Raw genomic sequence first — 25,094 nt, forward strand, 5'->3', positions numbered from 1 at the left:
GATCTCGACGTCCGGAAACGGGCTCTTGAAGCTCACGTGGGTCACTCCCTCGAAGTGTTGCAGCAGCAGTTGTGACACCAGTCACAGGTTCGCCGCAACTCTACCCGCGCGCAATTCCCGTCCGCGGGAGGTCAACCCACACTCAGGACTGCGAGTCCTCGATGAGATGTTCGAACGGTTTCAGGTTCGCCAGCGACTCGCCGCGCGAGACACGCCATTCCCACTCCCGCTTGATGGAACCGGCGAATCCGAGTTCGAGAAGGGTGTTGAAGTCGCCGTCGGCCGCCTCGAGCACCTGCCCGAGAATGCGGTCCAGTTCGTCCGCGGTCACCGCGTGCTCGGCGATCTGACCGACCAGGTAGATGTCACCGATCTTGTCGATCGTGTAGGCCACCGAGTACAGCCGGCGGTTGCGCCGCAGCAGGTACTTGTAGACGCCTTCGAAGTTCTCGTCGGGCTTGCGGCAGACGAATGCCTCGACGCGCAGGCCGTGCTTTCCGACGGTCAGCAGCGTGGTGGTCTTGAGCTTGCGCTCGCCGGGCAACTCGACGACGAAGTGTGTCGAGTCCTTCCTCGTGAAGTCCAACTCCCGGTCGGTCAGGGCGGACTCGATCACCTCGGCCAAGTCGGTCATGCGCGCACTCCCCCGACCCTGCGCAGCTTCCACAATCCGCGTCCGCGACGCGGGGAGAACTCGCTCGGGCCGTGTCCGTAGTTGTAGTTGACGGTCGCCATCCGATAGCTCTCGAGGAGTCCGTCGGCGGTGTGTTCCCAGGAGAAATTCTCGGCGTGCCGCGGAGCCTCGGCGGCCAGCGCGGCCAGCTTGCCGCGCGCGGAGACCAGCGACTGCAACGCCGTCGCCCAGTCCTCGGTGCGGTGCCCGTCCACGAGGAGCCCCGTCTCGCCGTGACGGACCGCGACGCCGAGTCCACCCACGTTCGCGGCGATCACCGGCGTGCCGCAGGCCTGCGCCTCGATGGCGACCAGACCGAACGATTCCGAATAGCTCGGCACCGCAACGAGATCCGAAGCCCGGTACACATCGGCGAGCCGATCGGGCGCCTGCGGCGGGAGGAACGTGACCCGCGCGGCGATGCCGAGCGAGGACGCGAGTTCGATCAGCGCGTCCGGCCGGGCCAGTCCGGATCCGGACGGACCCCCGACCACGAGCACCCGCAGCGACGACTCGGGATCCCGGGCGATCAGTTCGGCGGCGGCGCGGAGCAGGACGTCGGGGGCCTTGAGCGGCTGGATGCGTCCGACGAACGTCACGACGGTCTCGCGGGGGTCGAGGCCCAGCTTCGCGCGGGCGGCGTCCCGGTCGCCCGGGCGGTAGCGCGTCAGGTCGGCGCCGGGCGCCACCACGTCGATCCGGTTCGGGTCGGCGCCGTAATGGCGGACCAGCTGATCGGATTCGTCGGTGGTGTTCGCTACGAGCCGGTCGGATTCGGCGACCACCTGCTGTTCGCCGATCTGGCGGGCGGCCGGTTCGGGGGTGTCCCCCTCGGCGAGCGACAGATTCTTGACCGCGGCGAGCGTGTGCGCGGTGTGCACGAGCGGCACACCCCACCGGTCGCGGGCGAGCCAGCCGACCTGCCCTGACAGCCAGTAATGCGAGTGCACCAGGTTGTAGTAACCCGGTTCGTGGCGGGCCTCCTCGCGGAGCACCCCGGCCACGAACGCGCAGAGCTGCGTGGGCAGATCCTGCTTGTCGAGCCCCTCGAACGGGCCGGCGACGACGTTGCGGACGAGGACCCCCGGCGCCGCTTCCTGGACCGGGGCGTCGGCGGACGACGTGGCCCGGGTGAAGATCTCCACCTCCACGCCGCGGCGGGCCATCTGGATGGCGGACTGCAGCACGTAGACGTTCATGCCGCCCGCATCTCCGGTACCGGGCTGCGCCAGCGGTGAGGTGTGGACCGAGAGGACGGCCACCCTGCGGGGGCGCGAGTTGTGCAAGGGCGTCACCACTCCATAGTGCTCCCCCACCAATCGGCCCCTTTAACCGAGGTTGTCGACGAACGCGCCGACCTCCTTCACGAAGCGGCCGGGATCCTCGACGAACGGCCCGTGGTCGCAGCCTTCCCAGAACGACGCCCGCGCCTGCGGGATCAGGTCTGCAGCGTGCCTACCAGCCGAGATGTCGACGACGGAGTCCTCGGTTCCGTGCAGGACGAGTACCGGGACGTCGAGCGACCGGAGCAGGTCGTCGTGGCTCGCGGAGCGGTTGAACAGGGCGGCCCGCACGTGCGGCGGGGTGGCGAGGCTGGCGCCGAACAACGCCTGCGACTGCGCGCCCTTGCCTTCGGGAGGTCCGGTGAGCGCGGTGCCGAACGCGCCCAGCGCGCGGATCGCCTCGCGTGGCTCCTCGGACATCGCGCCGGGGATCGCGGCGCGCATCGCCGCTCCGACCTTGCCGCCGGCCTCCCCGCGACCGATGCTGGTGATGGCCCCGACGAGGACGACGCCGTCGACGGCGGACGTGCCGTGGGACGCCAGGTAGTCACAGATCACGAGGCCGCCGTAGGACCAGCCGAGGAGCACCGCACCGGACGTGACGCCTTCGGCCGTGAGTACCGCGTCGACGTCCCCGGCCCAGATCGCGGAGTCGTCGTAGCCGGCGACGGGAGCACCCGAGTAGCCGTGTCCGCGAAGGTCGACGGCGATCACGCGGTAACGGTCGGCGAGTTCGTCGAGCACGCCGGCGCCCCAGCATTTCGACGACTGCGCCCAGCCGTGCAGGAGAACCAGGGCCCGCGCGTCGGGGTCACCGGTCACCGAGTAGACGAGGGACGTTCCGTCGACGCCGACTGCTTCACGAATAGCCATGGGGTCACCATAGAGGCCAGCAACGCGGCGACCGCCGCCACCGCGTACCCGGCGGTCGTGCCGAATTCGTCGATCATCCGGCCGGCGAGTGCCGACCCGACGGCGACGCCGACACCGAGTCCGGTGACGATCCAGGTGATGCCCTCGGTGAGCGCGGCCGCGGGCACGATCTGCTCGACCAGACCGGTGGTGACGATCATGATCGGCGCCACCGTCATCCCCGCCACCGCGTAGGCGACGGCGAGCGCCGGGATGCTCCCCGCCAACAGCAGCGGCACCATCAGCACCGCCACTGCGAGGACCGCGACCATCAGCTGTTTCCGGAGCGACGCCGACACCCGGACCGCACCGAACACGAGGCCCGCCACCGCGGACCCGGCCGCGAACAGGGCCAGCACCACGGTGGCGGAGGCGGGTGCGTCGTGGCTCCGCGTGAAGGCGATGGCACCGACGTCGATGACGCCGAAGATCGTGCCCATCGACACCATGACCGCCACCAGGATCCACAGCGCGGGGGTCCGGACGACGGACGGGCGGCCGCCGTCCGGCGACGAGTGCACGGGCGGCTCGGTGCCACGCTGAGCGACGAGCGCGAGCGTGCCGACCACCAGCAACACGAGCCCTGCGAGGGGTCCCGCCTCGGGGAACACCGTGACGGAGAGCCCGACGGAGACCACCGGTCCGGCGATGAAGCACAGTTCGTCCACCACCGCCTCGAATGCGAACGCCGTCCGCAGCAGTGGCGTCCCGCGGTACAGCTCGGTCCAGCGGGCGCGCACCATCGCACCGATCGTGGGCATGCAGCCGGCCGGGACGGCCCACACGAACAGCACCCAGTCGGGGGTCCCGAACCGCACGCACAGCAGCATCGCGGCGAGGGATGTCGCGCTGATCCCCGACGCTACGGGCAGCACGCGGGACTGCCCGTAGCGGTCGACCGCCCGGGACACGACCGGCGTGATGAACGCGTAGGTCAGCGCGAACACCGCGGCCAGGGCGCCGGCGAGCGCGTAGTCTCCGCGCAGTTCGGACAGCATCGTGACGATGCCGATGCCGACCATGGCGATCGGTACGCGCGCGACGAATCCTGCTGCCGAGAACGCTGCGGAGCCGGGGGCGGCGAAGATCTGACGATAGGTACCGAGCACGCGTCGAGCCTCACAGATCGTGGCCGCGACTTCCAGCACGTGCAAGTATTGCGCTCATGAGTGTCCTGGTGTGTTTCCACGCCCATCCCGACGACGAAGTGTTCACCACCGGCGGCGTGATGCGTCAGGCCGCCGACGCCGGTCACCGCGTCGTCGTGGTCACCGCGACGGACGGGGCGCTCGGCGAGGCGCCCGAGGGGATCCTGATCGACGGCGAGTCGCTCGCCGAGCGTCGGCGCCGCGAACTCGAGGAGTCGACGTCGCTGCTCGGCGCCCAGCGTGTGGTGTTGCTGCACTACGCGGATTCCGGGATGGCGGGAACGCCGGAGAACGAGAATCCGGCGGCGTTCTGCAACGTCGACGTCGAGGAGGCCGCTGCCCGGCTGGCCGCGATCCTCGTCGAGGAATCCGCCGACGTGGTCACCATCTACGACCCCAACGGTGGCTATGGGCACCCCGATCACGTCCAGGTGCATCACGTGGGTCTCCGCGCCGCCGAACTGGCCGGGGTACCGCACGTCTACGAGGCCGCCGTCAGCCGCGACCACATCCGGCGACTGATGGCCGCGAATCCGGAATGGTCCGAGAACGCCCAGCCACCGGACCTCGACACGTTCGGTCTTCCGGACTCCGAGATCACCACGGTCGTGGACGTCACCTCGGCGATGGGCGCCAAACGCGCCGCGATGCACGCGCACGCCACCCAGATCGGGGACTTCGGCCCGTTCCTGCAGATGCCCGAGGAGCAGTTGCAGGCGGCGTTCGGTCAGGAATGGTTCCGCCGTCGCGGGGCGCCTGCGGGGCTCGCGGAGTCGTCGCTGCCGCTCTGACCGGAACTGCCTGCGCGGGTTCGGGTCCGCGCCTAGCATCCACGGGTATGGATCCCGCTGATCTCGTCGCGACCATGCCGTTCGCCGTGCACACCGGGGTTCGCCTCACCAAGGCCGCGCCCGAGGAGGTCGTCGGGCACCTCGAGTGGGACCGGCACCGCACCACGGCGGGAGACGGCATGCACGGCGGGGCGCTGATGACTCTCGCCGACAGTGTCGGCGCCGTCTGCGCGTTTCTGAATCTTCCGGCGGGGGCGTCCACGTCGACCACGAGTTCGAGCACGGTGTTCACCCGCGGCGTCCGCAAGGGCACCGTCACCGCGACCGCGCGTCCGCTGCACGCCGGACGCACCACGGTCGCCGTCGTCACCGAACTGCGGGACGACGAGGACCGGCTGGTGGCGCAGGTGACGCAGTCGCAGGCGGTGCTGTACTCCCAGCCGGGAAGCTGACCCCGTGTCGAGACTGCTGCGGGCCTACCGGTCCACGGGCGCAGATCTGCCGTTCGGCAACGTCCTCGCCGCGCACGACGTCGCGATGGAAGGCTATTTCTGGCGGTTCACGCAGCCCGCGACCGGACAGGTCGTCATCGCGCTGGCCGGAATCAACAGGGCCGCGGACGGCCACTGGGCGACGCTCGGTCTGGCCGGTCACCCTTCCCGGTTCCTGCGGACCGCCGCACATCCGGAGGGCTACGCCAATCCGGCCGGACTCGGCGCGTTCGCCGGCGACGCGTTCCGCGGGTCCGTCGACCGCGTGCGGGTGGATCTCGGAGCGGACGCCCGCCTCGACGTCCGGATCGGCGCCCAGGTCCCGTGGCCGCGTCGCAGGCTCGGTGGGTCGAGCGTGTTCCAGACCGTGCCCGCGCTGAACCAGTACTGGCATCCGTGGTTGCTCGGCGGACGGGCCGAGGGAACCGCGGTGCTCGGCGGCACCGAGATCGACCTCGACGGCGCCCAGGTCTACGCCGAGAAGAACTGGGGCAGGGGCGGATTCCCCGACTCCTGGTGGTGGGGCCAGGCCCAGGGATTCGCCGACCGGCAGGCGTGCGTCGCGTTCGCCGGCGGCGAGATCACTGCGGGCGGGCTGCGCACCGAGGTCACGGCCGTCGTCGTCGCGCTACCCGACGGCACGGTGTTCCGCCTCGGCAACCCGGTCACCTCCCCCGTCCGGGCGCACGTGACGGACGAGCGGTGGTGGCTGCGCGGCCGCGGCCGCACGTGGAGCGTCGAGATCGAGGGCACCTCCCCGCTGGGCTCGGCCCACGTGCTTCCGGTTCCGCTCCCCGCCGAGCGTCGCAACATTCCCGGCGCCCTCGAGCACCTCGCGGGTTCGATGAGTGTCACGGTCCGCCGCCGAGGTGAGCTCGTCTGGGCGGACGAATCGCCGCTCGCCGCGTTGGAGCACGGCGGGATCGAGCGGGCGCGTGCGGAACTGCGCAGACGGGGTGCGCCGCCGGACGCGACGTCGGCTCCGCCCCTCAGCTGATCACCTCGAGTTCGGGTGGCTGCAACGCCTCGACGATCTCGTCGGTCTCCGCGTGCAGAACCCCGATCCGTCCGGCCTCCTCCAGGTGACGCGCGTCGACGCCCGAGATCGCATCGGCGGCGACGAGCACCTTGTAGTCCCGTTCGCTGGCGTCGACGATCGTGGCGCGGGGACAGTTGGGGTAGTTGCAGCCCGCGATCACCACGGTGTCGACCCGCCACCGGCGCAGGTGCTCGTCGAGCCCGGTGCGGTAGAACGCACTCCACCGCGGCTTGAACAGGACGTGTTCGGTGGGCGAGACGGCCTGGACGTCACCGGCGAGGAGCGATTCGGGGTCGAGTCCCGGCACTCCCAGCTCGGGCGCCACCTGGGATCCGGGGGTGCCCGGCCTGGCCAGATCCAGCCCGGCGGCGATCACGCGGCGCCGGCACAGGTCCACGTCGTCGCCCTCGTACAACCGGACGGCGTGCACGATCGGGGCCGAGGACTCCCGGTAGGCGTCCACGAGACGTGCGATCGCGGGCAGCACCGCCGACGTGCCCGGGATCGGGGCCTTCCCGCCGTCCACGAAGTCCACCTGCATGTCGACGACGAGCAGCGCGGAACGGCCGAGATCGGGCGCGAGGAACGGATCCGAGTTCTGCCGCCAATGCGTCACGCAGCAAATCTAACGCTCATGCGGACTCTGTAGCCGGAATCACAGGGACCGGACCATGGGCATGGAACGCGGGTTTGGGACCATGGAACGGGTGGGGTAGTGCGAGAAGGGTCCCGACCGATGACTGTGAGCGATGAGAACTGGCCGATGATCGGCGCGACAGGGGCGCGTTTCGGTTCGGCCGGCCGGCGCCGAAGCGGCAGGAAAGAGCAGTCGCCGACGGCAGAACCGAGCCCGTCGCAGTCGGTCGAGTGGGTGGAGCCCGGCCGGGCCGAGGCCGGTCCCGAGCAGGCGGAGGCCGTGTACGGACCCGCCGATCGAGCGCCCCAGACTTCCGAGGCCACCGAGTGGGCGGAACCCGAGGAGACCGTCTCGATCGTCCGGCCGTTCATTCTCACGGGCGGACGGACGGAGTCCGGCGTCGATCTGCCGTTGGAGGCGGTCATCGTCGCCCGCGCGGACGGGGACGCCGTCGTGGACGCGATGCCGGCGCCGGACGAACTGCGCCGCGTCTTCGCGCTGTGCTCCGAGCCGCGGTCGGTGGCCGAGATCGCGTCGCTCGCGTCGATCCCGCTCGGGGTCGCGCGCGTGCTCGTCGGCGACCTCGCGGCGGCCGGAGCGGTCACCGTGAACGAGACGGCCGGATCCACCGGCCCGGATCGGAAGCTGATGGAACGGGTCCTCGACGGGCTGCGCAAACTCTGAAGCCCCCGCTCGCCGGGACAAGATGCACACGAATTCGTCAGCCGCACAGGCTATTGCCTGTGCGGCTGACGAATTGCTGTGACGCTACGGCGACGTGCGGCGCATCGCTCCGACCGGGTCGGAGTAGATGGTGCTCAGCGACACCACCGTCGACGCGTACTCCTGCACCCGGTTGCCGAATCCGGAAATGCGAATGTCCCTGCGCTCCAGCGACGATGCCTGCGCGAAGGCCTCCGCGACGTGCGGGATTCCGGCCGGGTACTCGGTGAACGCCTGACCGCCGAGGATCACCCGGTCCGGGTTGAACAGGTCCCGCAGCATCGCGACCGTCTTGCCGAGCACCTGCGCGCGTTCCACCAGAATCTCGTGCGCGGGAACGGAACCCGAGGACGCCGCCTTGTAGAGCGCGCTCATCGTCGGACGCTGGTTCGACTCGGGGAGGATGCCGGCGTCGAGTGCGGCGGAGATGACCGCGCGATCGCTGATCGTCGCCTCGAGGCATCCGCGTGAACCGCACGAGCACTGCGCCGACGAACCGGTCGGCAGGTGCGCGATGGAACCGGGACCGCTCGACGGCGTGTGGACGCGGCCGTCGATCGTGATCGCGATTCCGGCCGTCTCACGGGCGTAGAAGTACAGGCCCGTTTCACCTTGCGCGACACCGTCTTCGCTGCCCGGGCTCAGCAGCAACTCGGATGCGGCCATCGCTTCGACGTGCGCCGCGACGGAGACGGGCAACCCGAGTCCGGTCGCGATGATGGCGCCGACCTGAGCGGACTTCCACCCCAGCCTGGGGTGGTCGACGACACCGGTCTGCGCGTCGACGCGCCCGCCGAGCGCGACACCCGCCCACAGCGGGCGACGCCGGTGCCAGCGGGACGCGAAGGCCCGTGCGCTGCGGGCGATGCCGGTCAGCGCGTCGGCGGACGCGCCCTGCGGGGTGGGCACCTCGACCGCGCCGAGGACCTTCCCGCGGAGGTCGCTGGCGATGATGCTGGTCACGACCGCACCGATGTGGATGCCCACGGTCAGGTACGGCTCGTGGTTGACCTCGAACGGAACACGCGGACGACCGATCGCGCCGGACGGCGTGAGGTCGCCGCGTTCGCGCAGCAACCCGAGGTCGAGGAGCGCCGACACCTGACGGTTGACGGTGGCGATGCTCAGTCCGGTCGCCTTCGCGGCGACGTCCCGCGACAGCGGCCCGCGGGACCGGGCCACCCGCAGAACGCCGGCGGCGGGGCCGTCGCTGATCCGCAGTTCGGGAGGAACGATGTGGAGACGGGGTCGGGACACGGGCCGCTGGAATCGAGATGCGGACCCGGTCCGGGTGGGGCTGGAAAGGGTGGGGGTAGACACGTGGCAGTCCTTGCATGCGGAGGCGGTGCGCACCTTCGTCCGAACGCTGCATCGGTCCCGGGTGGAGACGGGGACGACCGAGGACGATCGATCAGGAGAAGACGGCGCGAATTAGCTGCAGATGCTGAGACAGCGACAACACAGTTCCCGCGCCAAGGGCAGCCGCGAACCCAGCGCAGAGGTCACGTAGGTGACCCGCGGAGCGGTCGACTGGCCTGAGGACATGTCACGAAAGTAGCAGCTTCGGTCGGTTTCACCAATCCGAAGGCGCGACGGCGCGTACCGGCGCGCCACCCCTCTTCCCCAGTTCCCGCTGCTGCGGGGCGGCGGCACCCGCAGCAGCGGGAGACCGACGCCACTCTTGACGAGCAACCGTGTTTCACGACACAATACGCCGGGATACCAACCGAACGTACGGTTATAGGAGTGAGATGTATCGATGTGATCGTCACTGGTCGGCACACCGGGCCCGGAGTTGTCGGTGAAGACGACGAGAGCGGTGCTCGCCCTCGGAGTGGGACTCACCGTGCTGCTGACGGCCTGCACGGCCACCGGAACGCAGGAGTCCACCGCAGCCGGAATCACCGTCAAGCGGGACGGCTACGGAATCCCGCACGTGTACGCCGACACCACGCGCGCGCTCTACTCCGGATACGGCTACTCCGTCGCCGAGGATCGCCTGTTCCAGATGGAGATGGCCAAGCGGTCGTCGATCGGCACGGCGGCCGAGGTGCTCGGACCCGACTACGTCGAGATCGACAAGACGGCGCGCAGCAGCATCGATCCGCAGTCGATCAAGGATCAGCTCTCCCGACTGCCGCAGGCGGAACGCGACATCTTCGACGGCTACGCCGAGGGGTTCAACAAGCGGATCGACGAGGTCGCCGCAGACCCGGACCGCCTGATGCCGAAGCAGTTCCTGGACGGCGATTTCCGGCCGGAGCACTGGACCGGGTACGACGTGGCGATGGTCTGGGTGCAGACCATGGCCAACAGGTTCTCCCAGTCGAGCAGTGAACTCGCGAACCTCCAGGTCCTGAAGAGCCTGCAGGCGAAGAACGGCGAGGAGAAGGGCCGGCAGCTCTTCGACCAGCTGATCTGGGCCGAGGAGGATCCCGCTGCCCCGACCACGGTCCCCCGCGACCAGTCGACGTCGCCCGGCGACGAACCGCACGCGATGTCCGCGGAAGCCGGGCTCTCCGACGTGACGCAGGCGCTCCCCGACGCGAATCTGACTCGCATGAAGAACGCGGGCGGTGGCGACTGGCCGCACATGAAACCCGAGGCCAGCAACCTCTGGATGGTCGGCGCCGACAAGACCACCGACGGCACGTCCGTCCTGATGAACGGGCCGCAGTTCGGCTGGTTCAACCCGTCCTATGTGTACGGCGTGGGTTTGCACGGCGCCGGTCTCGACGTCGCGGGCAACACGCCCTATGCCGTCCCGACCGTTCTGTTCGGCACCAACAAGACGATCTCGTGGGGAGCGACCGCCGGGCCGCTCGACGTCAACGACGTCTACCAGGAAGTCCTCGACCCCTCGAACGAGCACGCATACCGATTCGACGGCGGGTACCGCCCGATGGAGATCCGGAACGAGACGATCGAGGTGCGCGGCGGGGCAGACGTCGCGTACCCGGTCTACTCGACGGTGCACGGCCGGGTCACCAGCTTCGACACCCCGAACGGAAGCGCCTACTCCCTGAAGGAGAGCTGGGCGGGGTACGAGATCCAGTCGCTGGTCGCCTGGATCGACATCATGAAGGCCACCAACTGGGACGAGTTCCTCGAGCAGGCGAAGAAGGTCGCCATCACCATCAACTGGTACTACGCCGACAACCAGGGAAACATCGGTTACGTCTCTCCCGGTCGACTGCCCGTCCGCCCGGCCGGCCAGGACCTGCGGCTTCCCGCGATCGGTGACGGCAGCATGGAATGGGAGGGCATCCGGCCCTTCGAGGACAACCCGCAGTCGTACAACCCCGAGCAGGGCTACCTCGCCAATTGGAACAACCAGTCCGCCGCAGGCGCACTCGCCGACGGCTACAACTGGTCCCCCGTCGACCGCGTGCGGGCCATCACCACCCGCCTCGAAGCCAAGGACAAGTTCACTCCCGGCGAGATCTGGGACATCAACAGGCAGGCGTCGTTCGCCGACCTCAACGTCGACTATCTGCTGCCGTACCTGGAGCAGGCCACCGCGCAACTACCGGACAGCGACCCTGTCGCCTCGGGCGTGAACCTCCTCCGCAACTGGGACGGACAGGCCACCGACGACAACGCGGACGGCGTGTACGACGGACCGGAACCGGTGATCATGCGCACGTGGCTGCCGATCCTGTTCGATGCGGTGATCCGCGACGACCTTCCGGACGACGTGTACGCGTCGTATGCGGCCAAGGTGTACCCCGCCGCGGGCACCGCACGTCCCGCCGAGGCGACGAAACTCGTCTACAACGCCCTGCGCGGCGACGAGTCCGGCGTTCCGCAGACCACCGACTTCTTCAACGGAGCGGACCGCATGTCCGTCCTCCGTTCGACGTTCGGCCAGGCGATGGACCGGCTGCGCGCCGAGCAGGGCCCCGACCCCGCCGGCTGGAAGTTGCCGGTCGGAGCGAACCGGTTCGACTTCAAGAACTACCTGGGCGTCCCCCAGGCCGGTAGCGAAGAGGTGCTGTCGCTGTCGCCGTACATGAACCGCGGAACCCAGAACGACCGCATCGTGCTCGGCGACGGCATCGCCGACCTCTGCACCGTCGGGCCGCCCGGCCAGAGCGGTTTCATCGCACCGGACGGTACGCGGTCACCGCATTACAGCGACCAGATGGACATGTACCGGAACTTCCAGTGCAAGACCGACCACCTGACCGAACAGTCGGTTGACGCGAACACGTCCGGCGAGGTGACGTTGAACTAACGGATTCGGCAGTTCGGTAGGCATTCCTCATCCCCCTGCCGGGGCGGCACGTCCGCCGCCCCGGCGCCCTCGAAGGACATCGACATGACCTCCACGCAGATCTCCGTGACACCGCAGGCGCCCGTCCGGCCGCTGAAGGTGGCCGGCGCCAGTCTCATCGGGACCGCCATCGAGTGGTACGACTACTTCATCTACGGCATGGCCGCCGCGATCGTGTTCGGCCCGCTGTTCTTTCCGTCCTTCTCCTCGATCGCGGGCACCCTGGCCGCGTTCGCGACGTTCTCGGTCGGCTTCGTCGCGCGGCCGATCGGCGGCGTCGTGATGGGCCACTTCGGTGACCGCATCGGACGCAAGTCGATGCTCGTGCTGTCGCTGATGCTGATGGGCGGCGCGACCGTCGGCATCGGACTGCTGCCCACATACGCCACCATCGGCGTCTGGGCGCCGATTCTGCTGGTCACCCTGCGTTTCATCCAGGGAATCGGGGTCGGCGGAGAGTGGGGCGGCGCCGTGCTGATGGCAGTGGAACACGCACCCGCCAACCGGAAGGGCTTCTACGGGAGCTTCCCGCAGATGGGCGTGCCCGGCGGTCTGATCCTGGCGAATCTCGTGTTCCTCGGAGTGTCGACGAGCCTCAGCGAGGAAGCGTTCCTGGCGTGGGGCTGGCGGATCCCGTTCCTGGCCAGCGCGGTGATGGTGCTGATGGGTCTCGTCATCCGGTTCACCATCACCGAGAGCCCCGACTTCGAGGAGGTCAAGGACACGCACCGCGATCAGCGACTGCCGATCGTCACCGTCCTGCGGGAGAACCTGCGCGAAGTGCTGCTGTCCGCGGGCGCGTTCATCGGCATCAACACCGTCGGATACATCTTCATGGCGTACCTGCTGTCCTATTCGACGAAGGTCCTGGGCATGAGCAAGACACTGGTGCTCGTCTTCACACTGGTCGCCTCGTTCGTGTGGCTGATCGTCATCCCCGTCGCGTCGATGCTGTCCGACCGGTACGGGCGTCGGCGACTGCTCGTCACCGGCTCGGTCGGGCTGACGGTCTGGGCGGCGGCGCTGTTCCCGCTGATCGATCTCGGAAACCCCGCGGTGATGATGATCGCGCTTCTCGGCACGGCCGTGTTCATGGGCATCGTGTACGGGCCGATCGCCGCGCTGTTCACCGAATTGTTCAGCGCCGAGGTCCGGTACAGCGGTGCGTCGCTCGGCTATCAGATCGGTTCGGTTCTCGGCGGTGGGCTCGCCCCGACGGTGGCCGCCGCGCTGTACGCGAGCTGGGGTTCGTCGGCGCCGATCTCCGTGTACCTCACCGCGGTCACGCTGCTCAGCCTGCTGTGCGTCGTGGCGATCACCCGGAAGGTCCGCGCCGCCGCGTAGCACCGACACGATGGATCACAGTCTCCGCTGCACCGCCCGCCGGTGCGGCGGAGACGTCGTCGTGCGCCCACCCGTTGCGATCAGGGTGACGCAAATCCTTCCGGCGGCACCCTCCCCGATGGTTCGGTTACAGGACTCCACACCGTCTCCGGTATCCGAAAGGCCCACCATGTCCATCGATTTCGCGCCCGAGCACGTGACCGACGCCGAGGGTTCCCCGAACGCGGCGAGCGTCGTCAAGCTGGGCGCCCACATCGGCGCCCGGATCGACGGCGTCCGGCTCGGCGGCCACCTCGACCCCGCCACCGTCTCGCTCATCCGTCAGGCCCTGCTCGAGCACAAGGTGATCTTCTTCCGCGGCCAGGAACATCTCACCGACGACTCGCAGTACGAGTTCGCGGAGCTTCTCGGCTCCCCCACCACGGCGCACCCGACCGTCACCTCGCGCGGCACCAAGGTGCTGCCCATCGACTCCGACTACGGCAAGGCCAACAGCTGGCACACCGACGTCACGTTCGTCGACCGCATCCCGAAGGCGTCGATCCTGCGCGCCGTGGAACTCCCCACGTACGGCGGAACCACCACCTGGGCGTCGGGTGTCGCCGCCTACAACGCGCTGCCCGAGCCGCTGAAGGTCCTCGCCGACAACCTGTGGGCGACGCACACCAACGTCTACGACTATGCCGCGACCAGCGCCGAACGCGCGCAGGACGAGAAGTCGCAGGAGTACCGCGCCGAGTTCCAGTCCACCTACTTCGAGACGGAGCACCCGGTGGTGCGGGTCCACCCCGAGACCGGCGAGCGCACACTGCTGCTCGGTCACTTCGTCAAGAAGCTGATCGGCCTGAGCAGCACCCAGTCGCAGGCGCTCTTCAAGGTTCTGCAGGATCACGCCATCTCCCTCGAGTTCACCACCCGGTGGAACTGGCAGTCGGGCGATGTCGCGATCTGGGACAACCGTGCCACTCAGCACTACGCCGTCGCCGACTACGACGACCAGTACCGGCGACTCAACCGCATCACCCTGGCCGGCGACGTCCCCGTCAACGTCCGGGGCGAGCGCAGCCGCAGCGTCGCGGGCGACGCGAGTGACTACTCCGTCATCGACGAGTCCTAACATGTCGGCATGACCTTTTCACCTGACACCCGCATCGCCGTCGTCACCGGAGCGAGCTCCGGAATCGGCGAAGCCACCGCCCGCACCCTGGCCGAGCAGGGATTTCATGTGGTGATCGGGGCTCGGCGGCTGGATCGTCTGGAGAAGATCGCCGAAGACATCGGCGGTACCGCGCTCGAACTCGACGTCACGGACCAGGATTCCGTGGACGCGTTCGCCGCGGTACTGCCGAGGGTCGACGTGCTCGTGAACAACGCGGGCGGCGCCAAGGGACTGGCCACCGTCGCCGAGGCCGACCTCGACGACTGGCGGTGGATGTGGGAGACCAATGTCCTGGGCACCCTTCGGATCACCAAGGCGCTGCTGCCGAAGTTGATCGAGTCGGGCGACGGTCTGGTCGTCACCATCACGTCCGTGGCGGCGCTCGAGGCGTACGACAACGGCGCCGGGTACACGACGGCCAAGCACGCGGAGGCCGTCCTGCACCGCACGCTGCGCGGGGAACTGCTCGGCAAGCCGGTCCGCCTCACCGAGATCGCCCCGGGCGCAGTGGAAACCGAATTCTCGCTGGTGCGCTTCGAAGGCGACCAGGATCGCGCCGACAAGGTCTACGAGGGCATCACGCCGCTGGTGGCCGCAGACGTCGCGGACATCATCGGGTTCGTCGCCTCCCGGCCGTCCCACGTGAACATCGACCAGATCGTCGTCAAGCCACGAGATCAGGCTTCGTCCGGACGTTTTCACCGTACGACGTAGGCGACTTCGCGGCGCTCCGCCTGTCCTGGTGTTCGAGGAACAGGACCACCGCCCACAGTCCCGCCACGATCGTCACCGAACCCAGCAACATCCATCCCATCCCACAGCCCCCTGCCGATCAACGACTTTCGACCGAAACGAACTGTCGGGGTCGTCCGTCGACCCCTCGACAGCGGACGACTCCCCACAGTTGTGTCACCCGAGAACGCGGCGCCGTTGACGCGTCCTCATTCAGGTAGACGCAGGCGGACCCGGTTTCGGTTCCACCGAGTGCGAAGAAAGTTCTGGACCGGCGACCCGTAGGTGAGCGGCAAAGTGTGCCCGGGCACGCTTTGCCGCTCACCTATGCGAGGGCCGACAGGGACTGCCATTCGGGCCAGCTGATCGCCCAGTCGTAGATGTCGCCGTCGGCGGCCGAGAGGTCGATGGACGTCCCGGTCACCTCGACGGGGTCGCCGTACAGCGCGGTGCCGAAGTACTGCTGGGCGTCCTCGAGGGACAGGTTGATGCAGCCGTTGGTGACGTTCGACGAACCCTGGACGCCGATGGTCTCGGGGTTGGCGTGGATGAACTCGCCGTTGTTGGAGATGCGGACCGCCCAGCGTTCGCGGACGTTCTCGTAGAACGGCGGGTTGGACATGAGGAAGTCCTCGTGCTTCTCGGTCACCATGTGGATGCCGCTGCGGGTGACGTTGCGCGCCTCGTTGCCCTCGCCGTAGCTGACCGGGATGTCCATGATGGTTTCGCCGCCGCGCACCACCTGCATGCGGTGGCTGGGGGCGTTCGCGATCACGATCTGACTGCGCCCGACGGTGAAGTTCAGCGACAGGTCCTGCTCGCCGTACGCTCCCCCGCCGAAGTCCACGCCGTACAGCTTCGCGTCCAGGGCGACGGTGGTGCCGGGCGCCCAGTAGTTCTGGGGACGCCAGTGCGCCCGCGACCCGTTGTCGTCGGGCAGCCACGCCCAGGAGCCGGGGGTGGGCGGGTCGGTCGTGACGGTCATCGCCTTCTCGACCGCCGCCTTGTCCTCGACGGAATCGTGGAATTGCACGATGATCGGCGCGGCGATCCCGACTTCCTGGCCGTCGCCGATGTTGAGTGTGGCGCCGATCGTCTCGTCGGGTTCGAGCGTGGTGAAGCTGCCGTCGACGGCGACGGACTTGCCGTCCGTGCCGAGCGCCGTGCCCTTCCACGTGTACGTGGCGCCGTAGCCCAGCGCCTCCCCGACGGTGAACGTGGTCCGGTCGGGTGACAGCACACCCTGCACGGCACGCCCCGCGGCGTTGACGAGGGAGATGTCGGTGAACGTGCCCTGCGACGCGGTCGCGGAGATCGGCGCCACCGGACTGACGTCCTCGGTGCCCGACGCCGGATTCTGGGTGACCTCGACCGCCGGTTCGGGCGGCGCGGTGGCGGTTCCCGACTCGGAGCCGACCGTGCATCCGGTCAGCACAAGGAGAAACGCGATCAGCGCGGCCGCGATCAGCGCGGCCGCGATCAGCGCGACGCGCGACCGACTCGTCCGAGAACCCAGTTCATGCACAGCTAACAGGTTACCTGCGCTACGGACCTGTCTCAGATCGCGCAGCCGACCGTCACGGGTTCGGGTTCGAGCCGGACACCGAATGCCGACTGGACGCCGTCCCGGACGTCGCGGGCCAGTGCCAGCAGGTCTTCACTCTTCGCGGCACCGCGATTGGTCAACGCGAGTGTGTGCTTCGTCGACAGCCGCGCGACGGCGTTCTCGCCCGGATACCCCTTCGAGAAGCCGGACCGCTCGATCAGCCAACCCGCAGACAACTTGGTTCCCCCGTCGGCCGGGTACTGCGGAACGGTGACGTCGCCGAGGCGGGTCTCGATCGCGGCGAGGACCCCCGCCAGCTCGCCGCCGGAGACGACGGGATTGGTGAAGAACGAGCCCGCGCTCCAGGTGTCGTGGTCGTCGGGGTCCAGCACCATGCCCTTGCCCCGGCGGAGATCCAGCACGGCACCCCGGACCTGCGCCGACGGCAACCGGTCGCCCTCGGAGCCGTCGAGCGCCGAGACGAGTTCGCGGTAGCCCAGCGGCTCGGAGAGTCCGTCGGGGTGCACGGTCAGTTCGACGGCGAGCACCAGTGCCGCATCGGAGTGCTTGAGGACGCTCGTGCGGTACCCGAGGCCGAGCGCATCGGGTTCGACCCAGCGCGCCTCGCCGGTGCGCCGATCGAGGAGGTGCACCCGCCGCAGCATCGATCCGATCTCGACGCCGTACGCGCCGACGTTCTGCACCGGGGTGGCCCCGGTCGACCCGGGGATCCCCGACAGGCATTCGAGCCCGCCCAGTTCGGCGGCGACGGTCTGCGCGACCACCTGATCCCACTCTGCGCCCGCCTCCGCAGTGACGAATCCCTCCTCCAGGCCGACAGTGGTGTTGCACACACGCACCACCACACCGTCGAATCCGTCGTCCCCGACGACGAGATTGGAGCCGCCGGCGAGGATCAGCGTCGGGATGTGCGCGGCGTCGAGAAGACGCACCACGTCGGCGAGGACCTGCGTGGTCGGGCACTCCGCCACGATCCGCGCCGGCCCGCCGACCCGCAGCGTGGTCATCCCCGACAGTTCGAGGTTTTCCGACACGAAGGCGCCCGAATCGACGAGTTGACTGACAATGCTCACGTCCCACACAACCGCAAACGGTAGCGTGGCCGATCGTGAGCCGCCGCATCGAGCATTCGTCGTCCTATGCGTTTCCCGTCGCCCAGGTCCATGCGGGCCTGATCACCGAGCAGTACTGGCGCGACCGTCTGAACAAGGCCGGAGGACCGGGGGCCACCCTGGACCAGGTCACGACCGGCCCGGGCACGATCTCGGTGGCCATGTCGCAGTCGATTCCCGCCGAGCACCTGCCCAGCATCGTCTCGAAGGTCCGTCCGGGCGACCTCGTGATCAAGCGCACGGAGACGTGGGGCACGCTCGACGGCGATCACGCCGAGGGCACGTTCACGGCCGAGGTCGTGGGTGCGCCCGCGACGATCTCTGGAACCCAGACGCTGACGGCCGACAGTTCAGGGTCGAACGTGCAGGTCGAAGGCAAGGCCGAGGTCAGGATCCCGCTCATCGGCGGCAAGATCGAGAACGCGATCGCGGACGAGGTCCTCCGCCTGATCACGAAGGAGCAGGAGTTCACCGAGCAGTGGCTCGGGAGCTGACCTGGGGCGGGTGTCCATTGTGTCGGGTCCCAGCCGGTAACCTAGGCGATCATGGCTCGCCGCATCGACTACTCAGCCCGTTACAAGCACACCCCCAAAGAGGTGTACAACGCGTTCACCAACCGTGACTACTGGGATGCGCGCATCGAGGAGATGCGGAAGTACTCCGAGAACCACATCGAGCACTTCGACGTGAACGACGACGGGATCGACATCGTCCTGCACCACATCCTGCCGCGGTCGGAACTCCCCGAGATCGCGCAGACCGTGATGAAGAAGGACATGGTCATCACGCGCAAGGAGTCGTACACGCCCTTCGGTGAGCCGACCACGGGCACGTACGAGGCGTCGATCCCGGCGGGCCCGGGCAGTCTCGCGGGCACCATGAAGCTGTTCGCCACCGAGACGGGGTGCACGTTCCGCACCTCGTCCGAGGCGAAGGTGTACCTACCGTTCATCGGTGGAAAGCTCGAGCAGCTGATGCTCGTCAATCTGATCGACCTGTTCCGCGCCGAGGCCGAGATCACCGAAACCTGGTTGTCGCAGCACTAGCACCCACCGCACGGATTTCCCATGACTTCAGCGACGCTGAGGCGGCCTCACGGTGTCATCACCCGAGGTACGACAGGCATCAACAGGCTGCGCCGCAGCGACCGCTGGCTCGTCCACGACGCGCTGGTGCGCCGGACGCTGCACGCGTCCGCTGACCCGCTCGTCGTCGACCTCGGGTACGGCGCCCGGCCGCACACCACGTTCGAGCTCGCCGACCGGTTGACCGCCGTGCGCGGCGACCGCCGGGTGGTCGGGCTCGAGATCGACCCCGAGCGAGTGGTCGAGAGCAGGAACGGAGTGAGTTTCGCCCGCGGCGGGTTCGAGCTCTCCGGACTGCGTCCCGTCCTGGTCCGTGCGTTCAACGTGCTGCGGCAGTACCCCGAGGATGCCGTCGGGCCTGCCTGGGCGCGGATGCAGTCCGGGCTCGCACCGGGCGGGTTGATCCTCGACGGCACGTGTGACGAGCTGGGCCGCCGCTGCGCGTGGGTGCTGCTCGACGCCATCCGCCCGCTGTCGCTGACACTGGCGTGGGATCCGTTCGCGGTGGAGAAGCCGTCGGACATCGCCGAACGACTGCCCAAGGCGCTGATCCATCGGAACGTCCCGGGTGAGCCGGTCCACGCCCTCCTCGCGGCGGCGGATCGCGCGTGGGCCACCGCGGCGCCGCACGGCTCGTTCGGACCGCGGGTGCGGTGGCGGGCCGCCCTCGAACTGCTGCGTGCGCAGGGACTTCCCGTGCAACCGCAGCGCCGCCGGATCCGCGACAACATTCTCACCGTTCCGTGGGATCTGGTCGCACCCGGTTCCGGCACGAATTAGTTCACGCGACATCCCCGACGCGCCCCGTAGAGTCGGTTCACGAAACATGTTGTGCCGGTGCGCAGACGACGGATACTTCTCTGGCGAAGTGCGTGGGGCACGCGGTTCGACTCCGCTCCCCGACCACGTCGCCGAGCAGGTGGCGGTCCGGATCGATGTTCTACAGCCGCGTCTCGGCGCGGTCGGAACTGACGAGGGCGGACGCGGCCGCTGTGTTCGGCACCGTGCTGGCGGCACCCGCCGAGCAGGCGGACCTCGTCGAGTTCGGCACGGACAGCCGGATCGTTCCGTTCGCGCATCAGGCGGTCCTGCGGGTGGTCGACAGCTTCGGCGACCTGGGCGGCACCGACACGGCGTCGGCGGTGCGGACGCATTACCGCGGCCACGATCGCGTCGTCATCGTCACCGACGAACAGGCGGCGTGGGGAGATCCGACCCGGCATGTCCCGGCCGATATCCCCGTCTACACGTGGAACGTGGCGGGCTACCGGCACGGTCACGGGCCGGCGGGGTCCGCGAACCGTCACACGTTCGGCGGACTGTCGGACGCGGGGTTCTCGATGATCCCGCTGATGGAGGGCACCCGGGACGGTGAGTGGCCGGTCTGAGTGCCGCGGTGATCCGTCAGGTGCAGGTGGCCAGTGCGTGTTCGACGCGCTGCGCCACCTGCGCCGGCAGGGATCCGCATTCGCCGTGCAGTGCGCGGGCGTTCAGTCGCCCGATCGCGACGCCGTCGGCGACCACCTCGTCGAGCAGCTCCTGCGAGATTCCGCTGGCGGCGAGGTCGAGGGCCGTGCACAGCGGCGTGGTGATGCGCAGCGGGCCGACCTGCTCGCAGTCCTCCGGGCGGAGTGACCGCCGGTGCAGCGCCAGCTGCTGAGTCGGCGAGGGCGGCGACAGCACCGTCGAGAGGTGGATGAACCGCGGGTACAGGTGTCCGAGACCGTGAAGTTCGGCGGCACTCTGGTGGGAGACCGCGGCGGCGGCACCGAACCAGGTGCACCACTTTGCGAATTCCTCGAGATCGGAGTGCGGACAATCCTTCAAGCGGAACAGGTCTCGCTCTATCTTGACCCATGAGCCGTCGGCGAGTCGCTCGCCGATCTCGTCGGCAGCGAACCCGAGGCGCAGCACCTGCGCAGTGGTGAAGAAACCCGCCTGAGCCGTCGCGACGCGTGTCAGCTCTTCACCGACACCTTCGCGCTCCGGGTCACCGGGACGTGGAGCCAACCATCCGGACATTCCCCTACATTACTGGGCAATTGTGGCAGGTATCACAATTTCTGCGGATCTCGACGACCCGCCGCCGACGCATTCACAGAATTTGTTCAGAGTTGTCGGGAAGAATCCGTGTAATGGCAGCCCGAACGAACTCCGCACCCCGAAGTAACCGTGTGCTCGTCATCTCTCTGGTCGTCATCGCCGCGCTCGTGGCGGTACTCGTCGGCGGCGAACTCTTCGTCCGCCACAGAGTGAAGACCTGCATGGCAGACCAGTTCGAGAGCCAACTCGGCTCGCAGGTGGACGTGGGACTGAGCTGGAAGCCGGTCCTGCTGCAGTCGATCGACAAGAACGTCCCGTACATCACCATCGACAGCGACGACACCAAGTTCGGTCCCGCACAGGGAATGCAGGTGCACGCCCAGGTCAACGACATCCGGATCGAGAACACCGCGGACAGCAGCGGCACCATCGGCAGTTCCGACGCCGACGTCACCTGGTCCACCGCCGGAATCCTCGCCACGCTGCAGCAGCAGGCGTTCGGCTCGCTGATCAGCGGTGTCACCGCCGATTCGAGCGCAGGAACCCTGAAGTTCTCCGTCGGCCCGGCCGGTCTCGCGGATCTGACCGTCAAACCGCAGATCGTGAACGGGACCGTCAAGGTCGACACGGTGGGCGCCGCGATTCTCGGTTTCGGGCTCCCCACCGACCTCGTCGACGGCGTGGTCCAGATCCTGACCTCGAGCCTGCAGACCTACCCGCTGGGCATGCAGCCGACGGCGCTGAAGGTCACCGACGACGCCATCGAGATCACCCTCGAAGGCGGCGCGTACACGATGCCCGCCGCGCCCACCCAGCAACAGCAGCAGGAACAGCTGAGCAGCTGCGGGCTCCTCGTCTGATCGGCGGCCGGGTCAGTCGGGCAGTCCGTCCAGGACGGCGCGGGTGCCCGACAATCCGAGCCGCGTCGCACCGGCCGCGATCATGTCGAGCGCGGCCGCCGCGGTGCGGATACCGCCACTCGCCTTGACCCCGATCCGCCCGCCGACGGTCTGCGCCATCAACCTCACCGCCTCCACGGTCGCTCCCCCTGCCGGGTGGAACCCGGTGGACGTCTTCACGAAGTTCGCGCCTGCCCGCTCGGCGGCCCGGCACGCTTCCACGATCGCCTCGTCGCTCAGCGCGGCGGTCTCGAGGATCACCTTGAGGACGGTGCTGTCGCCGACGGCCTCGCGCACGGTGAGGACATCGGCGAGCACCGCGTTGAAGTCGCCCGCCACGGCGGCACCGATGTCGATCACCATGTCGATCTCCTGGGCGCCCTGATCCACGGCGAGCCTGGCCTCTGCCCCCTTGACCAGCGAGTGGTGCTTCCCCGACGGGAACCCGACCACCGCCGCGGTCACCAGCCCGGGTGCCTTGACCGGCAGCATCGACGGCGACACGCAGACGGCGAGCACACCGAGCGAACGCGCCTCGTCGATCAGCGCCTTCACGTCTTCGGTGGTGGCCTCGGGTTTGAGGAGCGTGTGGTCGACGAGGTCGGCCACCTGGGAGCGGGTCAGTGCAACGTCGGACATACCTGTGAGCTTCGCACAATGCCTTCCCGGGCCCGCCGCACGGCCTAGCATCGCCGTATGAGTGATCCGGGATCGGTCTTCGACGAGGCACGGCTCGAGTTCGACCGGCTGACGACGGCCGTGTGGGGACCGGCCGGGCAGTCCCTCGCCTTCCAGCTCGGATTGCGTCCCGGGGACGCCGTCCTCGACGTGTGCTGCGGCGCAGGGTCTTCGGCGCTTCCCGCGGCCACCGCGGTGGGTCCGTCGGGTCTCGTCCACGGCGTCGACCTGTCCGACGAACTCCTGGAGGTGGGGCGGCTGAAGGCGTCGGACCGCGGGCTGCAGAACATCGAGTTCGTCCGCGCGGACGCCACCACATGGGAGCCACCGAGCACCGTCCCGGCGGCAGGCTACGACGCACTCGCCTGTTCGTACGGCGTGTTCTTCCTGCCCCACATGGACGCCGCGTTCACCCGGCTCGCGCGCCTCGTCCGGCCGGGCGGCAAGGTCGGGATCACGGTGTGGCGGCGGGGCGCGTTACGGGACTTCGCCGAGGCGCTCCACGACGCTGTCGCCCGGCACCGGGAACCGGAGGCGGACTCCGGCGGGTCGCCGTTCGACGCACTCGAACACATCGACACCCCGGACGGGCTGCACCAGTGGCTCGGCGAGCTGGGCGCGCACTCGACCGAGGTCCGGGAGCTGTCCAACATCATTCCCGCGACACCCGAGTTCGTATGGGACCTCGTGATGGGCGGGAACCTGCGCCGCGCGCTGTCCCCGTTCGACGACCGGACGGTCGAGCAGATCCGTCTCGATTTCCTGGAGTTGCTCACCGAGCGCGCGATCCACGACGTCGACGCCGGCACCCTCGTCGGCACCGCCGTGGTGAACGGCCGGAGTGCGACCTGAAAGACTGGTGCCCATGAGCGCTGCTTCGACCGAGGACCACCGGTACGTTCTTTCTCTCGGCTGCCCCGACCGCACCGGCATCGTCGCCCGGATCTCGACGTTCCTCGCCGAGGTCGGCGGCTGGATCGTCGAGGCCGCGTACCACGCCGACGCCGACACCGGCTGGTTCTTCACCCGTCAGGCGGTGCGGGCGTCGTCGGTCGACATGTCGATCGGGGAACTCCGGGAGCGGTTCGCGGCCGTCGCCGCCGAACTCGGCCCGGAGACGGAGTGGACCGTGTCCGACACGGGCGAGCGCAAACGGGTGGTGCTGCTGGTGAGCAAGGAGGCGCACTGCCTCCACGACCTGCTGGGCCGCGCGGCCGGAGGCGAGTTGCCCGCCGACATCTGCGCGGTGATCGGCAACCACCGCGACCTCGAGGCCGTCACGCGACAGCACGGCATCGACTTCCATCACGTGCCGTTCCCGAAGGATCCCGCCGAGCGCGGGCCGGCGTTCGAGCAGGTGCGTGAACTGGTCGACGCCCACGACCCCGATGCCGTGGTGCTGGCACGGTTCATGCAGGTGCTGCCGTCGGAACTGTGCGAGCACTGGGCCGGCCGGGCGATCAACATCCACCACAGCTTCCTGCCGTCGTTCGTCGGAGCCCGCCCGTACCACCAGGCATTCGCCCGCGGCGTGAAGCTGATCGGCGCGACCTGCCACTACGTGACGGCCGAACTCGACGCGGGCCCCATCATCGAGCAGGACGTGATCCGCGTCGACCACGCCGACGAGGTCGCGGACATGGTCCGGCAGGGTCGCGACATCGAGAAGCTGGTGCTGTCCCGCGGCCTGCGCTGGCACCTCGAGGACCGCGTCCTCGTGCACGGCCGTAAGACGGTGGTGTTCAGCTGATTTCGCGCCCGGTTACTGGGACGGCAGCAGCGCCAGCACTTCCGGGACGGGCCGCAGGTGGGCGGCGAGGATGTCCAGCGCCGTGTCCGCGTCGACCGCGTCGAGTGCGGCGACGAGCGCCCGGTGCTGCGCGTTGATGGTGTCGAGCCGTTGGGGCCCGACGTGCAGCGCGCGGACGGCGACGCGCTGCTGCCGTGACCGCAGCGAATCGTAGAGTTCGGTCAGGACGGAGTTCTGCGCGGCACTGACCATGGTCAGGTGGAATTCGCGGTCGAGGCCGGATACGGCGAACCAGTCCTGCTCACGTCCGGCTGCTTCCATCGGCTCGATCAGGTCGACCATGTGCGCGGGTGCGCCGGCTCCCCGCGCGCACAGGGCGGCCACCGCGTGGCCCTCGATCAGCAGCCGGGCCTGGTAGACCTCTTCGAGTTCACGAGCCGTGACCGTGCGCACCTGCGCCCCCTTGCGCGGGAGCAGCGTGATGAATCGTTCGGCGGCGAGGCGGTGGAACGCTTCTCGCACCGGAGTCCGTGACACCCCCATCGTCCCGGAGACCCAGAGCTCGTCGAGGAATCGGCCGCCTTCGATGGATCCGCGGATGATCTCGTCCCGCAGCCAGACGTACACCCGATCTCGTGCCGGTCCGGATTCACCGGTGGGCCCGGTGAGCGTCGATGCCGACATCTCGATCCCTTCGTCAGACGACCCGTCGGGATTGACGGACTCGTAACAAATTGATCATACAAGCTATG

Annotated in this window: 26 protein-coding genes; 15 read left to right on the forward strand and 11 right to left on the reverse strand. The window is 68.7% G+C overall.

The window, feature by feature from the left end:
- Positions 1 to 142: 142 nt before the first annotated feature.
- Genes P3H15_RS29695 through P3H15_RS29710 form a run of 4 tightly spaced genes read right to left on the reverse strand, consistent with a single transcriptional unit; the run spans position 143 to position 3,977 of the window.
- Positions 143 to 634 carry a YbjN domain-containing protein gene (locus tag P3H15_RS29695; RefSeq protein ID WP_095862545.1) on the reverse strand — a complete coding sequence of 164 codons (492 nt, stop codon included), beginning with the start codon at positions 632 to 634 and terminating at the stop codon, positions 143 to 145.
- A complete protein-coding gene (gene mshA, locus P3H15_RS29700) occupies positions 631 to 1,989 on the reverse strand; it encodes a D-inositol-3-phosphate glycosyltransferase (RefSeq protein ID WP_276140500.1) in 1,359 nt (452 codons plus the stop codon). Before mshA ends, P3H15_RS29695 begins: the two co-directional genes overlap by 4 nt.
- Positions 1,990 to 2,001: 12 nt before the next feature.
- Positions 2,002 to 2,829, reverse strand: coding sequence for an alpha/beta fold hydrolase (locus P3H15_RS29705; protein ID WP_276140501.1), 828 nt, complete (start codon positions 2,827 to 2,829; stop codon positions 2,002 to 2,004).
- Positions 2,775 to 3,977, reverse strand: a complete 1,203-nt coding sequence (locus tag P3H15_RS29710; protein WP_072939827.1) for an MFS transporter — start codon at positions 3,975 to 3,977, stop codon at positions 2,775 to 2,777. Before P3H15_RS29710 ends, P3H15_RS29705 begins: the two co-directional genes overlap by 55 nt.
- A gap of 56 nt (positions 3,978 to 4,033) precedes the next feature.
- Here P3H15_RS29710 and P3H15_RS29715 point away from each other — a divergent pair, with 56 nt between their 5' ends.
- Genes P3H15_RS29715 through P3H15_RS29725 form a run of 3 tightly spaced genes read left to right on the forward strand, consistent with a single transcriptional unit; the run spans position 4,034 to position 6,295 of the window.
- Positions 4,034 to 4,807, forward strand: coding sequence for a PIG-L family deacetylase (locus P3H15_RS29715; RefSeq protein ID WP_219459239.1), 774 nt, complete (start codon positions 4,034 to 4,036; stop codon positions 4,805 to 4,807).
- 47 nt (positions 4,808 to 4,854) lie between these two features.
- Positions 4,855 to 5,259, forward strand: a complete 405-nt coding sequence (locus P3H15_RS29720; RefSeq protein WP_276140502.1) for a PaaI family thioesterase — start codon at positions 4,855 to 4,857, stop codon at positions 5,257 to 5,259.
- Between the two features lie 4 nt (positions 5,260 to 5,263).
- A complete protein-coding gene (locus P3H15_RS29725; protein WP_276140503.1) occupies positions 5,264 to 6,295 on the forward strand; it encodes a tocopherol cyclase family protein in 1,032 nt (343 codons plus the stop codon).
- On the opposite strand, the gene P3H15_RS29730 is transcribed toward P3H15_RS29725, so the two are convergent.
- A complete protein-coding gene (locus tag P3H15_RS29730; protein ID WP_276140504.1) occupies positions 6,288 to 6,953 on the reverse strand; it encodes a cysteine hydrolase family protein in 666 nt (221 codons plus the stop codon). The two genes, P3H15_RS29725 and P3H15_RS29730, sit on opposite strands and share 8 nt — an antisense overlap.
- A 120-nt stretch (positions 6,954 to 7,073) precedes the next feature.
- On the opposite strand from P3H15_RS29730, the gene P3H15_RS29735 reads away from it, so the two are divergent.
- Positions 7,074 to 7,658, forward strand: a complete 585-nt coding sequence (locus tag P3H15_RS29735) for a DUF742 domain-containing protein (RefSeq protein ID WP_276140505.1) — start codon at positions 7,074 to 7,076, stop codon at positions 7,656 to 7,658.
- 84 nt (positions 7,659 to 7,742) lie between these two features.
- Here P3H15_RS29735 and P3H15_RS29740 read toward each other — a convergent pair whose 3' ends face one another.
- On the reverse strand, positions 7,743 to 8,954 hold the full coding sequence (locus P3H15_RS29740; RefSeq protein ID WP_276140562.1) for an ROK family transcriptional regulator: 1,212 nt from the start codon (positions 8,952 to 8,954) through the stop codon (positions 7,743 to 7,745).
- 544 nt (positions 8,955 to 9,498) lie between these two features.
- Between P3H15_RS29740 and P3H15_RS29745 the strand changes: the two genes are divergently transcribed.
- The 4 genes from P3H15_RS29745 (at position 9,499) to P3H15_RS29760 (ending at position 15,190) form a co-directional block, all read left to right on the forward strand.
- Entirely contained in the window at positions 9,499 to 11,934 is a 2,436-nt protein-coding gene (locus tag P3H15_RS29745; RefSeq protein WP_276140506.1) for a penicillin acylase family protein, read from the forward strand.
- 84 nt (positions 11,935 to 12,018) lie between these two features.
- Positions 12,019 to 13,317, forward strand: a complete 1,299-nt coding sequence (locus P3H15_RS29750) for an MFS transporter (RefSeq protein ID WP_276140507.1) — start codon at positions 12,019 to 12,021, stop codon at positions 13,315 to 13,317.
- Positions 13,318 to 13,486: 169 nt separating this feature from the next.
- Positions 13,487 to 14,434, forward strand: a complete 948-nt coding sequence (locus tag P3H15_RS29755) for a TauD/TfdA family dioxygenase (protein WP_276140508.1) — start codon at positions 13,487 to 13,489, stop codon at positions 14,432 to 14,434.
- Between the two features lie 9 nt (positions 14,435 to 14,443).
- Complete coding sequence (locus tag P3H15_RS29760) at positions 14,444 to 15,190, forward strand: SDR family NAD(P)-dependent oxidoreductase (RefSeq protein WP_276140509.1); 747 nt, start codon at positions 14,444 to 14,446, stop codon at positions 15,188 to 15,190.
- A gap of 343 nt (positions 15,191 to 15,533) precedes the next feature.
- Here the strand turns inward: P3H15_RS29760 and P3H15_RS29765 are convergent, their stop codons facing one another.
- Both P3H15_RS29765 and P3H15_RS29770 read right to left on the reverse strand, forming a co-directional pair.
- A complete protein-coding gene (locus P3H15_RS29765) occupies positions 15,534 to 16,733 on the reverse strand; it encodes an Ig-like domain-containing protein (protein WP_276140510.1) in 1,200 nt (399 codons plus the stop codon).
- Positions 16,734 to 16,765: 32 nt separating this feature from the next.
- The gene (locus P3H15_RS29770) at positions 16,766 to 17,857 is read right to left on the reverse strand and encodes a UDP-N-acetylmuramate dehydrogenase (RefSeq protein ID WP_276140511.1); all 1,092 of its coding nucleotides are present in this window, start codon (positions 17,855 to 17,857) and stop codon (positions 16,766 to 16,768) included.
- Between the two features lie 26 nt (positions 17,858 to 17,883).
- Here P3H15_RS29770 and P3H15_RS29775 point away from each other — a divergent pair, with 26 nt between their 5' ends.
- The 4 genes from P3H15_RS29775 to P3H15_RS29790 all read left to right on the forward strand — a co-directional run bounded on the left by P3H15_RS29775 (position 17,884) and on the right by P3H15_RS29790 (position 20,360).
- Positions 17,884 to 18,381 carry a DUF2505 domain-containing protein gene (locus tag P3H15_RS29775; protein WP_276140512.1) on the forward strand — a complete coding sequence of 166 codons (498 nt, stop codon included), beginning with the start codon at positions 17,884 to 17,886 and terminating at the stop codon, positions 18,379 to 18,381.
- A 51-nt stretch (positions 18,382 to 18,432) separates the two neighbouring features.
- Positions 18,433 to 18,933 carry a DUF2505 domain-containing protein gene (locus P3H15_RS29780; RefSeq protein ID WP_276140513.1) on the forward strand — a complete coding sequence of 167 codons (501 nt, stop codon included), beginning with the start codon at positions 18,433 to 18,435 and terminating at the stop codon, positions 18,931 to 18,933.
- A 21-nt stretch (positions 18,934 to 18,954) separates the two neighbouring features.
- The gene (locus P3H15_RS29785) at positions 18,955 to 19,752 is read left to right on the forward strand and encodes an SAM-dependent methyltransferase (RefSeq protein ID WP_072939793.1); all 798 of its coding nucleotides are present in this window, start codon (positions 18,955 to 18,957) and stop codon (positions 19,750 to 19,752) included.
- 155 nt (positions 19,753 to 19,907) lie between these two features.
- A complete protein-coding gene (locus tag P3H15_RS29790) occupies positions 19,908 to 20,360 on the forward strand; it encodes a hypothetical protein (protein ID WP_276140514.1) in 453 nt (150 codons plus the stop codon).
- Positions 20,361 to 20,376: 16 nt separating this feature from the next.
- Here the strand turns inward: P3H15_RS29790 and P3H15_RS29795 are convergent, their stop codons facing one another.
- Entirely contained in the window at positions 20,377 to 20,994 is a 618-nt protein-coding gene (locus P3H15_RS29795) for a hypothetical protein (RefSeq protein WP_072939789.1), read from the reverse strand.
- A 113-nt stretch (positions 20,995 to 21,107) separates the two neighbouring features.
- On the opposite strand from P3H15_RS29795, the gene P3H15_RS29800 reads away from it, so the two are divergent.
- Positions 21,108 to 21,875, forward strand: a complete 768-nt coding sequence (locus tag P3H15_RS29800) for a DUF2993 domain-containing protein (RefSeq protein WP_276140515.1) — start codon at positions 21,108 to 21,110, stop codon at positions 21,873 to 21,875.
- Positions 21,876 to 21,887: 12 nt separating this feature from the next.
- On the opposite strand, the gene deoC is transcribed toward P3H15_RS29800, so the two are convergent.
- Positions 21,888 to 22,553 (reverse strand): deoxyribose-phosphate aldolase, encoded by a 666-nt coding sequence (gene deoC, locus P3H15_RS29805; protein WP_276140516.1) that lies wholly within the window; start codon positions 22,551 to 22,553, stop codon positions 21,888 to 21,890.
- A 57-nt stretch (positions 22,554 to 22,610) separates the two neighbouring features.
- On the opposite strand from deoC, the gene P3H15_RS29810 reads away from it, so the two are divergent.
- Positions 22,611 to 23,444 carry a class I SAM-dependent methyltransferase gene (locus P3H15_RS29810; protein WP_276140517.1) on the forward strand — a complete coding sequence of 278 codons (834 nt, stop codon included), beginning with the start codon at positions 22,611 to 22,613 and terminating at the stop codon, positions 23,442 to 23,444.
- A gap of 13 nt (positions 23,445 to 23,457) precedes the next feature.
- Positions 23,458 to 24,342: a formyltetrahydrofolate deformylase gene (gene purU, locus P3H15_RS29815; RefSeq protein ID WP_276140518.1), complete on the forward strand. Its 885-nt coding sequence runs from the start codon at positions 23,458 to 23,460 to the stop codon at positions 24,340 to 24,342.
- A gap of 12 nt (positions 24,343 to 24,354) precedes the next feature.
- On the opposite strand, the gene P3H15_RS29820 is transcribed toward purU, so the two are convergent.
- Positions 24,355 to 25,026 (reverse strand): GntR family transcriptional regulator, encoded by a 672-nt coding sequence (locus P3H15_RS29820; protein ID WP_276140519.1) that lies wholly within the window; start codon positions 25,024 to 25,026, stop codon positions 24,355 to 24,357.
- Between the last annotated feature and the right edge of the window lie 68 nt (positions 25,027 to 25,094).

The sequence above is a fragment of the Rhodococcus sp. T2V genome (genome assembly GCF_029269925.1).
In the GTDB taxonomy this organism is placed as follows: Bacteria; Actinomycetota; Actinomycetes; order Mycobacteriales; family Mycobacteriaceae; genus Rhodococcus_F; species Rhodococcus_F koreensis.

Bases quoted from the DNA above. Each gene is read 5' to 3' on its own strand.
- P3H15_RS29695 (WP_095862545.1), bottom strand. From the start codon at position 634: ATGACCGACTTGGCCGAGGTGATCGAGTCCGCCCTGACCGACCGGGAG.
- P3H15_RS29705 (WP_276140501.1), bottom strand. From the start codon at position 2,829: ATGGCTATTCGTGAAGCAGTCGGCGTCGACGGAACGTCCCTCGTCTAC.
- P3H15_RS29715 (WP_219459239.1), top strand. From the start codon at position 4,034: ATGAGTGTCCTGGTGTGTTTCCACGCCCATCCCGACGACGAAGTGTTC.
- P3H15_RS29720 (WP_276140502.1), top strand. From the start codon at position 4,855: ATGGATCCCGCTGATCTCGTCGCGACCATGCCGTTCGCCGTGCACACC.
- P3H15_RS29735 (WP_276140505.1), top strand. From the start codon at position 7,074: ATGACTGTGAGCGATGAGAACTGGCCGATGATCGGCGCGACAGGGGCG.
- P3H15_RS29750 (WP_276140507.1), top strand. From the start codon at position 12,019: ATGACCTCCACGCAGATCTCCGTGACACCGCAGGCGCCCGTCCGGCCG.
- P3H15_RS29755 (WP_276140508.1), top strand. From the start codon at position 13,487: ATGTCCATCGATTTCGCGCCCGAGCACGTGACCGACGCCGAGGGTTCC.
- P3H15_RS29760 (WP_276140509.1), top strand. From the start codon at position 14,444: ATGACCTTTTCACCTGACACCCGCATCGCCGTCGTCACCGGAGCGAGC.
- P3H15_RS29780 (WP_276140513.1), top strand. From the start codon at position 18,433: ATGGCTCGCCGCATCGACTACTCAGCCCGTTACAAGCACACCCCCAAA.
- P3H15_RS29785 (WP_072939793.1), top strand. From the start codon at position 18,955: ATGACTTCAGCGACGCTGAGGCGGCCTCACGGTGTCATCACCCGAGGT.
- P3H15_RS29790 (WP_276140514.1), top strand. From the start codon at position 19,908: ATGTTCTACAGCCGCGTCTCGGCGCGGTCGGAACTGACGAGGGCGGAC.
- P3H15_RS29795 (WP_072939789.1), bottom strand. From the start codon at position 20,994: ATGTCCGGATGGTTGGCTCCACGTCCCGGTGACCCGGAGCGCGAAGGT.
- P3H15_RS29800 (WP_276140515.1), top strand. From the start codon at position 21,108: ATGGCAGCCCGAACGAACTCCGCACCCCGAAGTAACCGTGTGCTCGTC.
- deoC (WP_276140516.1), bottom strand. From the start codon at position 22,553: ATGTCCGACGTTGCACTGACCCGCTCCCAGGTGGCCGACCTCGTCGAC.
- P3H15_RS29810 (WP_276140517.1), top strand. From the start codon at position 22,611: ATGAGTGATCCGGGATCGGTCTTCGACGAGGCACGGCTCGAGTTCGAC.
- purU (WP_276140518.1), top strand. From the start codon at position 23,458: ATGAGCGCTGCTTCGACCGAGGACCACCGGTACGTTCTTTCTCTCGGC.
- P3H15_RS29820 (WP_276140519.1), bottom strand. From the start codon at position 25,026: ATGTCGGCATCGACGCTCACCGGGCCCACCGGTGAATCCGGACCGGCA.